Raw genomic sequence first — 13,632 nt, 5'->3', positions numbered from 1 at the left:
TAGCGCTTAAATTCCAATCAAGGAAGTTCACTTTATGAAACGTACACACAACTGCGGCGAACTCCGCAAAGAAGACATCGGTAAAACCGTTTCTCTCGCAGGCTGGGTTGACCGCCGTCGCGATTTGGGCGGCGTTATTTTCGTCGATCTCCGCGACAAATACGGAAAAACTCAGGTCGTCTTCAATCCGGAACGCAACGCCGAAGTTCACAAACTGGCAGATAACCTCCGCAATGAATTCGTCATTTACATTACCGGTGAAGTCCAGGCTCGTCCCGAAGGCATGGAAAACGATAAGCTCGCCACTGGTGCTGTTGACGTCAAAGTGGACAAGCTCGAAATTTTGAACGAAGCACAAACTTCGCCGATTGAAATCAACAACGCCAAAGAAGAAAGCAAAGAAAACGATGACTTCCGTTTGAAGTATCGCTACTTGGACTTGCGCCGTCCGTGGATTCAGAAAAATCTTTTGCTCAAGAGCCGTTTCCTCAAAGCGGTTTATGATTTCTTCTACGCAAACGGTTTTGAAAATATCGAAACGCCGGTGCTTTGCAAATCGACGCCGGAAGGTGCCCGCGACTATCTCGTCCCGTCGCGCGTGAACCCGGGCGAATTTTACGCTCTTCCGCAATCTCCGCAACAATACAAGCAGTTGTTGATGATTGCAGGCTTTGACCGCTACTTCCAAATTGCGAAGTGCTTCCGCGATGAAGACCTCCGCGCAGACCGTCAGCCCGAATTTACGCAGATTGACGTGGAAATGTCTTTCGTCAATCAAGACGAAGTCATGGAAATGTTCGACAAATTCGTGACCGAAGTTCTCGGCAAAGTTTGGAACTTTGAACCGCCGCGTCACATTCGTCGGATGAAGTGGCACGAAGCGATGCTCAAATACGGTTCGGATAAACCGGACCTTCGCTTCGACTTGGAAATTCACGATGTTTCTGAAATTGCAGCGACATCGAATTTCGGCGTTTTCAAAAACGTCGTCGCAGCCGGCGGAAAAGTCCGTGGCATCGCTGCCAAGGGTTGCGTTGATTTTACCCGCAAGCAAATCGATGACTTGACCGCTTATGTCGCCAAGTACGGAGCAAAGGGTCTTGTGTGGATGCGCGTCAAAGAAAACGATGTCGTCGAAACGCAGGTTGGTAAATTCTTCACCACCGAACAATTAAACGCTCTTCGCGACGAAGTCGGCGCTAAAAACGGCGACATGATGTTCTTCATCGCAGGTCCGGAAAAAGTAGCCGCTACCGCAATGGGTCAGCTCCGTTTGGAAGTCGCCCGCATCAAAGGTCTCCGCGATCCGAAGAAACGCGAATTTGTTTGGATTACCGAATTCCCGATGTTCGAATACAGCGAAACGGAAGGCCGCTACATGGCGATGCATCACCCGTTCACCAATCCGCTTCCGGAACATCTCGAAATGATGCTCTCGGGCAATTTGAAGGATTGCAACGCCGAAGCTTACGACCTCGTTTTGAACGGTGTCGAAATCGGTGGCGGTTCGATTCGTATTCACGATCCGAAAGTCCAAGAAAAAGTCTTCCGTCTTCTCGGTCTTTCCGAAGAACAAGTCCGCGATAAGTTCGGCTTCTTCGTGGATGCGTTCAAGTTCGGCGCTCCTCCGCACGGCGGTCTCGCCTTTGGTTTGGACCGTGTCGTCGCCACGATGGAAGGTCAAGATTCCATCCGCGATTTCATCGCCTTCCCGAAGAACACAAGTGCTTCGAGCCCGATGGACAACTGCCCGAGCGAAGTCGATGTCGCTCAGTTGAACGATTTGCATATTTCGATCAACAAAATCGACTAAGTCCATTTGTCAAAAAAGCCCCGCAATGCGGGGCTTTTTTTGTGGTTTGAATTTTTGAAAAGCCGTCAATTCGACAAAAATTTTCGATAAAAATTAGATAAAAAAAACTCCACAGCCGTTCGGAAGTGGAGTTGTTTTTTGTGAGTGTGGTCTAGGATGTTTGTTGTTTTTCTAGCCACAAATCTAAAAGCATTCCCTAAAAATGTGAAGTCTTTTTCCGCAGAAAGCGTTGTAGTCTTTTACAACAATTACACGAAAAGAAGAATCATTAAAAACGACGCAACCGCGATAATTCCCATCGCCGGTAAAATCGCCCGCCGCATATTTTTATCGCCGATGACACAAGCGAGAACGCCTTTGCAAAGAGTATTCGCCAAAGCCGCGAGCGCAATCGCTTTGCACGCCGCCGACACAAGCACCGTATTCGACTTTGTCATATCCAAAACCGAAAGCGTAATCGCATCCATATCCGCAAGGCCGGTGATAAAACTCGAAAGCAAAAGCGCATCACTTCCGAAATATTTCTGCGTCGCATTCGCCACAAAAAGAACCACGGCGAAAATAAATCCAAACTTAATCGACGGGAGCAAATTAAACGGATTCGTAAAATTTTCATTTTGCGTCGGATGCAAAAGTTGATTGCGACGATGTAAAAAGTAAGCGTAAATGAGTCCGGGAATTGGCGGAATTAAAAGAGCGAGAGCAAGTCCTTTCGCTGTCGCGGGCACAAAGAGAATGCAGATTAAATAAACCCGCAGATACATGACCGACCAAGCGATGACAATTCCTGTCGTTAATGAACCCGAAAATTCTGGATTATCTTTACTGCGCCCCGAAAGGCTGAGTGTTAACGCTGTACTTGAAGCAAGCCCGCCAAAAAGTCCTGTTAAGCCGATGCCTTTTCCCGGGCCAATCCATTTGATAAGCACATAACCGATAAAAGAAATTCCCGAAATAAAGCAGACAAAAAGCCAAATTTTATACGGAGAAATGACTTCTAATCCGGGTGGACCGTAAGCGGTTTTTGGAAGAATCGGAAGAATCACCGCCGAAATAAGCGCAAATTTAAGAGTCGCCACAATGTCTTCGCGCGAAACGCGATGCGCAAAAGAATGCAGCGGATCTTTGAGAGTCAAGAGCCCGAGAACAGCAATCGCCGTCGCGACACTTTCAAGAATTTTTCCGTAATAACAAAGTCCGCCCATCAAAAAAACGGCAAGCATGGCGACCGTCGTCGTAAGCCCCGCCGCCAAAATACTTTCTTCCGATTTGCGTAAAAATGTCGCATGCGAAACCGCAAGAATAAGCCCGAGCACAACTAGCACGCCGATAAACGGCACCGCAGTTCCCATCTGCATCGAAAGGAGTGCCGCAATCGCGCCCAAAAGCCCCGTAATCGAAAACGTGCGAATCCCAGCCGGATGCACATCCGCCTGATTTTTAAACGCACCTTCTCGCTGTAAACCGATAATCAGTCCGATTGCGAGCGCACAAGCTAGTCGATAAAATGAACTAAATTCCATACAAAAGAAACTATACAATTTTTGGAAAAAAGCAAGAGAGCGCGCCGAAGGCGCGCTCTTCACAGTTCCCATTTTGAAAAATTTAATGCGTGTGTCTTCCGAGAACGCGGTGCGGAATTCCGTGAGCGATTAAATCCACTTCGCAGCCGTACATTCCCTGCACCATTTCCGGAGTGATTTGAGCGCCCGAATGAAAATGCACTTCGCGGTTCACGCAAGCGACGCTTTTCACATGATTTGAAAGCACCATCAAATCGTGGCTGACGATGACAATCGTCATTTTCTCATTCAATTTGGCGAGAAGTCCGTATAAATCTTCTTGCCCGCGGGCATCGATATTGCTCGACGGTTCATCGAGAAATAAAATTTGCGGATCCGCAGCTAACGCCCGCGCAATTAAAACCCGCTGCCGTTCTCCGCCCGAAAGTTCTCCAAGACGTCTGTTAGCAAACGATTCCATTTTCACCGTTTCTAACGCTTGCGCAACTTTTTCTGGATTCGGTTTATACTGAGGAAGTCCCGTCGCCACCGTTTCGGCAACCGTAATCGGAAATTCCAAATTGCGATTGGTATTCTGCGGCACATAACCGACCGAGATTTTTTTTGTCGGAACTTTTTCGCCAAATAAACGGATATCGCCCGCGGACGGTTTGAGTAGCCCGACAATCAATTTCATAAGCGTACTTTTTCCGCCGCCGTTCGGTCCGATAATCGCTAAAAAATCCCCCGCAGAAACCGAGAAAGAAACGTCCGAAAGCACCGGCGTTTTGTCGTAAAAAAAACTGACTCCGCGGACTTCTATCGCTGGGAACGGATTCACTTCGCTTCTCCCGCAAGAGTTTTCAAGAAGAATTTTAAGTTCGCTTCAAAATCGTAAGCGAGCGGATCGATCGAAACAATTTTCGCTTTAATTTCTCGTGAAAGCGATTCGGCTGCGCGACGGCTAAATTGCGGTTGCACAAAAACCGTCGAAACATGATGTTCTTTGGCTTCGCGGACAAGATTGGCTAAATCTCGTGGCTTCGGTTCTTTGCCGTCCATTTCCACGGCGATTTGCGTTAAACCGTAATCGCGGGCGAGGTAACCGTAAGACGGATGAAAAACGATGAACGTCCGCTTTTCCACCGGGAGCGCATTTATGCGATTTGAAAATTCCAAATCCAACTGCGTCATTTTTTTGTTGAACGCTTCTAAATTCGTGCGATAAAATCCCGCATTCGCCGGATCCATTTCGACGAGAGTGCTGCAAATATTCGAAGAAATTAAAATCACTTGACGCGGCGAATTCCAAAGATGCGGATCCAATTCCGGACCGTCTTCATGACCTTCATGATCCTCGTGTTCTTCGTATAACCAAGAAATACCCGCCGAAAGTTCTGCAATGCGAATCTTCGGATTTACCCCTTTGAAGCGCGGCATCCACGCTTTATCCATTCCCGATCCATCGCTAAAATAAACCGAAGCTTCGGCAAATTTTTTGAGCACCGCAGGCTTCGGCTCAAAAGTATGCGGATTTGCATTAGACGGAACGAGAGTGAGCACGTCCATTTTATCGCCAGCGATTGCCCGCACAATATTTGCGTAAGGCGCAAGAGTCACTGCGACTGTCAATTTTTCTCCCGCAAACAGAAATGTGGTAAAGCAAAAAATCCAAACGAAAAATAAACGATTCATCGAATCCTCAAAAGTTTATTTAAAAATAGTAAACTTCGGAGAATCCATTTTGAAAGCAAAAAACTTCTCCGCAATTCGAGAAGTTTCTGTTCGCATTTTATTTTTTTACGCTCGGCGAAATGCCTTGATAAATCGCTTGCAATGCGCCCGCCACATAAGCCAAAGGCGCATTCCAGTTAATCGCGACTTCGTTCGTCGCATAACTGCATTCATCATCTAAATAGGCCAAAGCCGGTTTTTCGGACGAAGCATAATTCGGACATTTCCACGCATCTTTTCCGTCTAAGTTGATGTCTTGCTTTCCTAAATGCGGACCGCCTACAAGCATTCCGGGGACAGGATCATCCACCAAATCGCATTGACTCGGGCGATGATGCGGCTTTCTTGGACTTCTAAATCCAAATCCTGTTACGTATGAAATTTCCATCGGATTTTTTCCGATCAAATAATCTAAAACTTGCTGAGCGCCATCGACGTAACTTTTGTCTTTTGTTAAAAGGTAAGCGTGCAATAAAACCATCGCATTATTCGCCATCGCACTGTTACTTCCCCAATTCCAACTCCAATCAAAAGCCGGCAAATGATAACCGCTCGAATCGCCCACGGCGCGCAAATTATTCGCTTCGTTCATCATCACTTTTTTAGCGGCATCTTTTACATCTTTGGGGAAAGCTTCGTCTAATGCTACGCGAAATACGGCAAGCATATTGACATCGCCCCACCAAGCGCCATTATTTGTAAAAGGATTTTCTTTCAGCTCTTTTAAATAATTCGCTTTTTTCGTCGCGCGGTAAAGTTCTGCCGAAGCCCACCGGAACTCATCTTTTGCATCTTCGCCACTATGCGTGTAATTTCCAGTTTCCACATCGCTCGGTTGCTTGTATAACGCTTTGGGATTTTTCTTTGCCCACGCATACGCCAGTTCCGAAGCCTTCAAACACTTTTCCGCATAAGCTTTGTCAAATTTTTTATAAACGACAGAAGCTTGCGCCATCGTCGCAGCAAAATCTAAAGTCGCCGTTAAACTTTTCAGAATCGCATAACGCGGCGCCCCATCTTTTTCGGGCATAACGGGGCCGCCAAACGCTAAAGTCGTTACCTTATGATAAACTCCGCCGTCATTATCTTGCACCGAAAGCATCCAATCTAAATTGTAGCGCACTTCTTCTAAAATCGCGGGATAATTTTTATACTCGCGCGGAATATTCCACGAAAGCGTATCCATATAACTCGAGAAATTTTCGTAAAGTTCAAGCAAAGTAAAAACGGTAATGCCCGAATTCACAATGTATTTGCCATAATCGCCGGCGTCGTACCAACCTTTCGGCGAACTTATCACTTTCAATTCTTTAGGCGCTTTTTTCCCAGTCGCTTCTTCGTAGCCTTTTTTCGTACTTTCATCGGTTCCGTAAACGATGACTTTATCGTCGGGATGTCCGGAAGCACGCATCCATTTTCCGCCGTATTGATAATCCACAGGTGCGCTGACGCGCTGAAAATAAAACCACTTTAACGCAGCTTTTGTCAAATTTTCGTATGCGTGATTATCGATGATAATCGGGTTTCCTAAATATTCGCCGCCGCGGTATAAGCGGTAAACGCCGGGAGTTTTAATCGACGAAAAATCGTAAGTCTGCACTTCTTCGCCACTATAATTCCAATCGTAAACTAACGGCGCTTTAATCTTTAAAATAGTTTTGCCGTCCATATCGCGGATTTCTGCATCATTGGCATCGCTTCCGGGCACAAGCGCGAACTTTTCGGATTCTGGATTAAAGCCCAACTGATTGATTAAAAGAGGTCCAGCAAAAACAGATGCCGCAAAACAGAAAAAAGCAAATTTGAGAAAATTCATAAAAATCCTCAGCGAAGTGGAACTTTCTCTAATATACAGAAAAATTTTTCGCCTTGGAATTTTCTTTTTTCCATTTTTTGGATTCTTTTGTAAACTCAGCGAAAAATGTATCAACTGTATGACAAAAATTCGCCCGTTTAAAATCTTTTATGCAAAAATTCACATCTATGCATTCAATTTTCGACCTTTTTTTATTATATTATGCGCATGAGTTTTAGAAAGCCAAAAGATATTGCCTTGGAATTGGTTCCGCGTTCGCTCGACGGCATCCTCGCCGAAGCAAAGCAATCGCTTGCGACCTTTCCGTTTGTCACTTCCGTTAACGTGCCCGAAATTCGCCGTTTGCCGATTAAGTCCTTTGAACCGTCGCAGTTGCTTTTGCAATCGAACATCGACACAACGCCGCATTTTCGTTTAATCGACCGCACCGAAAAAGATTTGCTGCAAAAAATTTCTGCTCTCGTCGAAGCGGGTTTAAAGCAAGTGCTTCTCATCGGCGGCGATCCTGCGCACGATGATCCGAATTTTGTGCCTTCGGGATTAACGACTTTAAGCGCCATTCAAGCGGTCAAGCGCGAATTTCCGGGACTCAAAATTTACGCGGGCTTAGATCCGTATCGCAGTTCTTTCCGCGAAGAATTGGATTATGCCTTCGCCAAACGCGAAGCGGGCTGTGACGGATTTTATACGCAGCCGTTTTTCTCCATCGGGATGCTCGAACTTTGGCTTGAACAACTTCCCGAAGCCGAAATTTGGTTTGGCATTGCGCCCGTTTACACCGAGCGTTCCAAAAATTATTGGGAACGGGTGAACAACGTCGTTTTCCCGCCGAATTTTAGCTTTGACAAAAATTTTAACACGCGTCTCGCCCGCCAACTTTTGGTCACGATTTCCGAAACACAACAACGCGCCTATTTAATGCCCGTCGCAAACGGTGCCATCGAATATTTGCAGAATCTTTTTGATTGCTAACGTTTTACCGTAACGGTGAAGCGCATCTGCCCAACAAATCAAAACTTTTTGCCGAAGATTTCATTTGAAATTTCTTCGGCATTTTTTGAATTGCTTCCGGAGAAGTGCTGCTAGCATTCGGGTCAATTTCACGAATCGTTACGAATTGATAATAAGGATGATCATTGTCCGAGCGCATCAAAACGGTGCCGCCGCCTTTTAAAATCGGAGCATAAGCATCGGTATAAGAACAGCCGGAAATGGCTTCGGAACTCGCTCCGCGGAAATCGATTCCCGCATCTTCCACAGCGCCGACAAATTCCCACTTTCCCGGAGGCGTTGCATTTGACGTGGAATCAATCCACAATTCTAAACGCACCGTACTCGCGTCTTTATTCCTTGCGACATATTTCATCCCAATCCATTTTCCAACAGGCAAAACGTCGCCATTCCAAAGCGGGTCTTGATTTCCCACTCCCGAAGTGGTGCGATAGTAACTTTCGGGATGTTTCCATTCTTTTTCAAAATCCCATTTACCATCATTGCGAAAGCGAGCGTAATAAGTCGTCGCGTCGCAATCATCTCCCCCGCTCGACGCATGTCCAAGAGGACCGGAACGCAATCCCACAATCATTCCGCCGTAATCTTTCCCGCCGAGAGCATTACGCATAAAGTAACCCGTGAATTCGACATTCAAAAAGAATTGAGTCTGCGAACCGCGTAAACTGTTAATGTGAAAACGCGGACCGTCATTCCAATTCATCTGCATGACGCCTTTTCCGTCGATGTCAAAAGAGCCATCGCCAGCGCTATGACTTTCCGTCCAATCGAGCGGATCATCCGAATCGCCGTCCCATTCTACTTGGCGGGCTTTTCCATTCGCCCAATGCGCCGAATTCCATTCGACAGAGCCCGCTTTCGTCGGGTACATTTCTTGAAACCCGAAAGAATCATAAGTCGTTTCGGCAAATAAAACCGATGAAAGACCAAGAAATAGCGCAACGAATTTCTTCATGCAAAAAATTCTCCCGAAATTCAATTCATTTTCGCAACTCGAATTTTAATCCGATAATTTTCCCCAAGAAGAACCATTACACATATAAAGTGCATTTTCATCTTCGACGAAAACGATAAAACGATTTTTGGTCGCGTTGCAAACGCCTAATTTATCAGCGCTTTCCACTTTTGGAACGGCTGCGCTCGACGAAGAAATCGCAGCGCTACTAGAACTCATCTCACTCGAAGAACTTACGCTTGAAGAACTTTCCTTTGCCGAAGAATTGTTATCGCCGCGGCTCGAGCTGCTCTTTGCAGAAACTTTTTCCCAGTCATCCGCGCAGACATAATCTTCTTTTTCTTGAGTTACCCAAACGATTTCGCCTTGATTTTCCTTTCCGCATTTTTCCAGCGCATAAATCGAAGGCACTTCTTTCCGCAATTTTTTCCAACCCGATTCTTCACAGCGGTAACGCCGCGCTTCGCTTTCGACAAAGACGCTATCGCCTAACGAAGCCGCATCGCAAGAATCCAAATTTTTCGTTTCATCCACATGGCGAATCGTGATATTCCACGATCCATTTTTACAAAGATAAAAGCGACTTTCCTTTTTAATGAAAACAGAATCCCCGTCAAAATTTTTCGAGCAAATGCTTAAATCTTCTCGGGTTTCGACTTCATCAAAATTCGCTTCCGGCTTACTAGAACTCGAGGAATCGCTGCAAGCCATCCAGGCGAGAGCCGCAGCCGAAGTCAGCGCAAAACGCATCCATTTACCGCTCATTTTCGAAGAATTTTTCATCTGTTCGTTCCTTTTGTAAAAGGCTGTTTACATAAAAATACATTAAATCGGACAAAAGTGCGAAAAATTTAATGCGTTACCGCCGCACTGCGAGAAATATCACATTTTAAAACAAAAACAGCCGACTGCAAAGCCGACTGTTTTGAAACGCTTTTATTAACGCTTACGATTCCGGATAGACCGAAACCTTCTGCGCACCAGCATTCTGTTCGAACTTGACCTTTCCGTCAACGAGAGCGAACAAGGTGAAATCCTTGCCCATGCCGACGTTTGCACCCGGATGGAAGTGGGAACCACGCTGACGAACGATGATGCCGCCAGCCTTGATTTCTTCACCTGCGAACTTTTTCACGCCGAGATATTGGGCGTTGGAATCGCGGCCGTTACGAACGGAGCCTTGACCTTTCTTGTGAGCCATTATTAAGCCTCCTTCGACTTGCGGATGGAATTCTTCTTGACCTTAGCGGGCTTCGGAAGACCTTGTGCGATCTTTTCTTTGCGAGTCAGCGGTACGTTCTGCACCTTCTGAGCGGCAAGAGCCTTGATGCGAGCGCGGTTGCGTTCAACAATCTTCTGATCGACAACTTCGGATTCTGCACCGGCATGGAGTTCCGTGACGAGCACTTCCGTATAGTCCTGACGATGACCGTTGCGACGAACGTAACGGGTACGACGCTTCTTCTTGAAGACGATGATTGTATCGTACTTATCTTGGGCGAGAATTTCGACCTTGACAGAAGCATCATTCAGGACAGGGGTGCCGACCTTAACTTCTTTTCCGTTGGAGAAAAGAAGGACGGACTTGAGCTCCAGAGTAGAACCGACAGCAGCGTCGAGGCTCGGAACTTTGTAAGTCTTACCGACTTCGACTTTATACTGGAAACCACCTGTTTCAACAATAGAATACATAATATTCCTTTTTTTAGGTTTGCTGTGGGCTCCCAAATATAGAAAACATTTTGAAAAATGGAAGCCAAACGAGAAACTTTTTCATTTTTTTCAAAAATTTTTGCGAAAGAATTCCGTTGTTACATTCATTTTAGCAAAAATTGCCCTCAAAGAGTTAAAAAGTCCGCAAAATTTCCCCGCTGAACATTCTTCGGCTGACCGTAAAGTCTATTTTTTTTATCTTTTAAAAAAACATGTTTGGTTTTCACAAGGAATGCGAATGAACTCTATTGTAAGCCTGAATGGCAACTGGGAACTTCTGTTCGATACAGAGGACACGGGAATTGTCAACCGCTGGTATGCAACATATCCATCGGGCACGCAAAAAATTCAAGTGCCAAGCGTTTGGGAAAAATATTTTAGCAAGGTTTCGATTTCCCAAGATGCCGCTTTCTATTTCAAGCATTTTACAGTCGATGCCAAACAGATTTCTAAGCGTATTTTCTTACGGTTTGAACGCATTTCGATGCATGCGACTTTCTGGCTCAACGGAAAATATCTCGGTTCGCATTTCGGTGCTTACACTCCTTGCATTCTCGATCTTTCGAAGGCGATTAAACCGGGCGAAGATAATGTGCTCTGCGTCCGCGTTGCCAATATGGGCTCTGCCAATAGCCGCATCGACCTCGGCCGCGAAAGCAAAGAAGGGGCAGACGACCGTTTCGTGCGCCCGACCGAAATGCCCGTCGGTCTTCCGTGGAGCGAATATCCGTTCGGAGGAATTTACGGCAATGTCGATTTGATTCTCGGCGGTGCCGCTTTCATTACCGGAGTTCAATTAGAACCGGACTTAGACGAAGAACGCATCGCTGTCGATGTCGCTTTTAACAATCCGCGCGGCTTCAACGCAAACCTCCGCATTTTAATGCGAAATCCGCAGGGCGAAGTGGGCGAACTTTTGAAGGAAAATTTGAAACTCGAAAAAGAAAATACTTCGAGCCGTTTCGTCCTCAAAATCAACAATTTTAAAAAGTGCGTTTGGACGCCCGCATCGCCGAAACTTTTTGCGATTGAAATTCAATTAGAAGCCAAGGGCAAAGGCAAAGGCGAACCGGATTATTCTTTCTCGGTGGTGAAGAATTTTGCATTCCGCAAATTCGATTGCATTAAAGGCGACTTCTATTTGAACGATTCCATTATCAAAATCCAAGGCGTCACCTATACGCAGCACTTTAGCGAAGGCGGTCTTTGGACTGCGGATACGAAAAAACTCCGCAAAGATTTGGAAGCGATTAAGAAAGCGGGATTTAACACGATTCGTTCGAACGGTGCACCGCTCACGACCGCTGCACTTGATATTTGCGACGAACTGGGACTTCTCGTCTTCCAAGAATTCCCCATTTACACGATGCGTTCTACGCCGCGCGGACTCGAAGAAGTTTACAAGCTCATCGAAGAAATTGTGATGGAACAAAAACATCACCCGTGCATCGCAGCGTGGATTCTCGGTTCGGAAAATGGTCCGCTCGTTCTCGAAAACGGAAACAAATTATTGAATGCGGTCGATGACTACGACAAGTGCCGTCCGATTATCAGTAACTTGAACTGCGTTTATCTTTCGAACGAAGAAGAATTCCACAAAGATACCGGAAAACTCATGGGCGTTACCGACGAAAAAATTCGTCTGTATTCGTCGCACCGTTTGCATTTGCGCATGAGCCCGAATGCAGCGCTCACGGACTTCCTCGCCCATTACTGCGACAAGGCTTCGGTCGAAGACGAAGAAGAAATTTCCATTCCGGATACAACTCTTGGCAATTCGCAATTCCAAGATGAATATGCGGAATTCGTGAACGACACCAACGGAAAAATTTTGGTGACGTTAAAAAATCACACATTGCTTCCGGCTTCGGCGCCTTCGATTAAAGGTTCGCGCAGTGCGAAAAATGATAAGGCGGTCAAGACGCTTTACAAGCAATTAGAAACTTTCGTCGCCGACAAGAAACTTTCCATTTGGCGCGATGTCAAATCGTTTACCGCAGACACAAATCGTCTTGCGCTGCAGAGCAAATTGACGCAGATTAACGCCATCCAAAGTAATCCGCTCGTTTCGGGATTTATGCTCGATCAATGGGCAGATTTTGGCACGGACTTCTGCGGACTCGTCGATGAAAATCGCAACAGCAAAGGATTCGATGCCTTTATGCAAGCAGCGACAACGCCGACGCGTCTTCTCGTCACCGGATACGAACCGGTTTGCGCTCCGCAATCCGAAATTTCTTTCCAACTCGCCCTTTTAAACCAAGCGCGTTTAGAAGATGTGGAAATTGAAATGGCAATCGTCGATGCGAACGGGAAAAAAGTTTCCTCGCAAGTGCAAAAGGCAAAGGGCCAGACGAGTTTAACTCCGCTCGGAACCTTTACCATTGTAGCGCCGAAAACAGCTGGCGATTACAAATTGATGTTCACACTTTCTGCTCTTGGCGAAGTCGTGAGCGTAAGCAGCGAAAATCTTCTCGTTCTCGAAGACGCTGATGTGCAAAAAGCGATATCGCAAGTTTGCTTCCTCGATAACAGCGGCGAAACTTCGGACGACGCCAAAGCGGCTCTCGCAGGTCCCGAAAAAATCATCTTTACCGCGAGCTTAAGTTCTTGGAATGATGATGTTTTGAACCGTATCGTAGAACTCACCCGCGACAGCGGCAAAACGCTTTTCCTCTCGGATTTGAATCCAGAAGATATTGAAGCGTTCAATTCGAGCCATCATTTTGCGCAGACGATTGATTCGCATTTTACAACCGGTGCGAACGGCATCTCGGTGCATTACTTGATGAACAATTCCGAACTCCTTCCGGAATTTGCGAACCATCAAATTTTAGATGATCTCGCATCGTCGGTAATTCCAAATATCTCGCTCACCGAATTGCCCGAAGCAAAAGTTCTCGCCCGCTCGGTTTCTATCGTGAACGGCGAAATCAAAACCGGCGTCGATTTGCAGATTATTCCATTTGGCAAAGGTCGCATCGTCTTCAATCAGCTGAACCTTTTTGAAGGCTTGGAAACGAACCCGCTTGCAGACCGCGTCTTTGCAAAATTGGTCAAAATGTTAATCGGCTAAAAAATTATGATA

11 protein-coding genes are annotated in these 13,632 nt (G+C 46.2%); 3 read left to right on the top strand and 8 right to left on the bottom strand.

What is annotated here, in order from left to right; translation table 11 throughout:
- The first annotated feature begins 34 nt into the window (after positions 1-34).
- Complete coding sequence (aspS, locus tag B0H50_RS05160; RefSeq protein ID WP_109587352.1) at positions 35-1,813, top strand: aspartate--tRNA ligase; 1,779 nt, start codon at positions 35-37, stop codon at positions 1,811-1,813.
- Between the two features lie 248 nt (positions 1,814-2,061).
- On the opposite strand, the gene B0H50_RS05155 is transcribed toward aspS, so the two are convergent.
- The 4 genes from B0H50_RS05155 to B0H50_RS05140 all read right to left on the bottom strand — a co-directional run bounded on the left by B0H50_RS05155 (position 2,062) and on the right by B0H50_RS05140 (position 6,865).
- Positions 2,062-3,336 carry an MgtC/SapB family protein gene (locus B0H50_RS05155; protein WP_158256482.1) on the bottom strand — a complete coding sequence of 425 codons (1,275 nt, stop codon included), beginning with the start codon at positions 3,334-3,336 and terminating at the stop codon, positions 2,062-2,064.
- An 82-nt stretch (positions 3,337-3,418) separates the two neighbouring features.
- Positions 3,419-4,156 carry a metal ABC transporter ATP-binding protein gene (locus B0H50_RS05150; RefSeq protein ID WP_106198731.1) on the bottom strand — a complete coding sequence of 246 codons (738 nt, stop codon included), beginning with the start codon at positions 4,154-4,156 and terminating at the stop codon, positions 3,419-3,421.
- Positions 4,153-5,010, bottom strand: coding sequence for a metal ABC transporter solute-binding protein, Zn/Mn family (locus tag B0H50_RS05145; protein ID WP_109587351.1), 858 nt, complete (start codon positions 5,008-5,010; stop codon positions 4,153-4,155). The genes B0H50_RS05150 and B0H50_RS05145 overlap by 4 nt, the downstream gene beginning before the upstream one ends.
- Positions 5,011-5,107: 97 nt before the next feature.
- A complete protein-coding gene (locus B0H50_RS05140; protein WP_106198733.1) occupies positions 5,108-6,865 on the bottom strand; it encodes a glycoside hydrolase family 9 protein in 1,758 nt (585 codons plus the stop codon).
- Between the two features lie 207 nt (positions 6,866-7,072).
- Here B0H50_RS05140 and B0H50_RS05135 point away from each other — a divergent pair, with 207 nt between their 5' ends.
- Positions 7,073-7,837: a methylenetetrahydrofolate reductase gene (locus B0H50_RS05135; protein WP_158275883.1), complete on the top strand. Its 765-nt coding sequence runs from the start codon at positions 7,073-7,075 to the stop codon at positions 7,835-7,837.
- 4 nt (positions 7,838-7,841) lie between these two features.
- Here B0H50_RS05135 and B0H50_RS05130 read toward each other — a convergent pair whose 3' ends face one another.
- From B0H50_RS05130 to rplU, 4 genes are all read right to left on the bottom strand, one after another.
- Positions 7,842-8,831 carry a hypothetical protein gene (locus B0H50_RS05130; protein ID WP_106198735.1) on the bottom strand — a complete coding sequence of 330 codons (990 nt, stop codon included), beginning with the start codon at positions 8,829-8,831 and terminating at the stop codon, positions 7,842-7,844.
- A gap of 45 nt (positions 8,832-8,876) precedes the next feature.
- Complete coding sequence (locus tag B0H50_RS05125) at positions 8,877-9,614, bottom strand: hypothetical protein (RefSeq protein WP_109587349.1); 738 nt, start codon at positions 9,612-9,614, stop codon at positions 8,877-8,879.
- 163 nt (positions 9,615-9,777) lie between these two features.
- Positions 9,778-10,032, bottom strand: coding sequence for a 50S ribosomal protein L27 (rpmA, locus tag B0H50_RS05120; RefSeq protein ID WP_106198737.1), 255 nt, complete (start codon positions 10,030-10,032; stop codon positions 9,778-9,780).
- A 2-nt stretch (positions 10,033-10,034) separates the two neighbouring features.
- Entirely contained in the window at positions 10,035-10,523 is a 489-nt protein-coding gene (gene rplU / locus B0H50_RS05115) for a 50S ribosomal protein L21 (RefSeq protein ID WP_106198738.1), read from the bottom strand.
- A 259-nt stretch (positions 10,524-10,782) separates the two neighbouring features.
- Here rplU and B0H50_RS05110 point away from each other — a divergent pair, with 259 nt between their 5' ends.
- Positions 10,783-13,620: a glycoside hydrolase family 2 protein gene (locus tag B0H50_RS05110; protein ID WP_109587382.1), complete on the top strand. Its 2,838-nt coding sequence runs from the start codon at positions 10,783-10,785 to the stop codon at positions 13,618-13,620.
- The last annotated feature ends 12 nt before the right edge of the window (positions 13,621-13,632 follow it).

Source organism: Hallerella porci (genome assembly GCF_003148885.1).
Classification (GTDB): domain Bacteria; phylum Fibrobacterota; class Fibrobacteria; order Fibrobacterales; family Fibrobacteraceae; genus Hallerella; species Hallerella porci.
The sequence above is the reverse complement of the archived record's forward strand: the minus strand, read 5'-3'. Positions and strand labels throughout refer to the sequence as shown.

Coding starts and splice junctions, on each gene's coding strand:
- aspS (WP_109587352.1), top strand. CDS start 35: ATGAAACGTACACACAACTGCGGCGAACTCCGCAAAGAAGACATCGGT.
- B0H50_RS05155 (WP_158256482.1), bottom strand. CDS start 3,336: ATGGAATTTAGTTCATTTTATCGACTAGCTTGTGCGCTCGCAATCGGA.
- B0H50_RS05145 (WP_109587351.1), bottom strand. CDS start 5,010: ATGAATCGTTTATTTTTCGTTTGGATTTTTTGCTTTACCACATTTCTG.
- B0H50_RS05140 (WP_106198733.1), bottom strand. CDS start 6,865: ATGAATTTTCTCAAATTTGCTTTTTTCTGTTTTGCGGCATCTGTTTTT.
- B0H50_RS05135 (WP_158275883.1), top strand. CDS start 7,073: ATGAGTTTTAGAAAGCCAAAAGATATTGCCTTGGAATTGGTTCCGCGT.
- B0H50_RS05130 (WP_106198735.1), bottom strand. CDS start 8,831: ATGAAGAAATTCGTTGCGCTATTTCTTGGTCTTTCATCGGTTTTATTT.
- B0H50_RS05125 (WP_109587349.1), bottom strand. CDS start 9,614: ATGAAAAATTCTTCGAAAATGAGCGGTAAATGGATGCGTTTTGCGCTG.
- rpmA (WP_106198737.1), bottom strand. CDS start 10,032: ATGGCTCACAAGAAAGGTCAAGGCTCCGTTCGTAACGGCCGCGATTCC.
- rplU (WP_106198738.1), bottom strand. CDS start 10,523: ATGTATTCTATTGTTGAAACAGGTGGTTTCCAGTATAAAGTCGAAGTC.
- B0H50_RS05110 (WP_109587382.1), top strand. CDS start 10,783: ATGAACTCTATTGTAAGCCTGAATGGCAACTGGGAACTTCTGTTCGAT.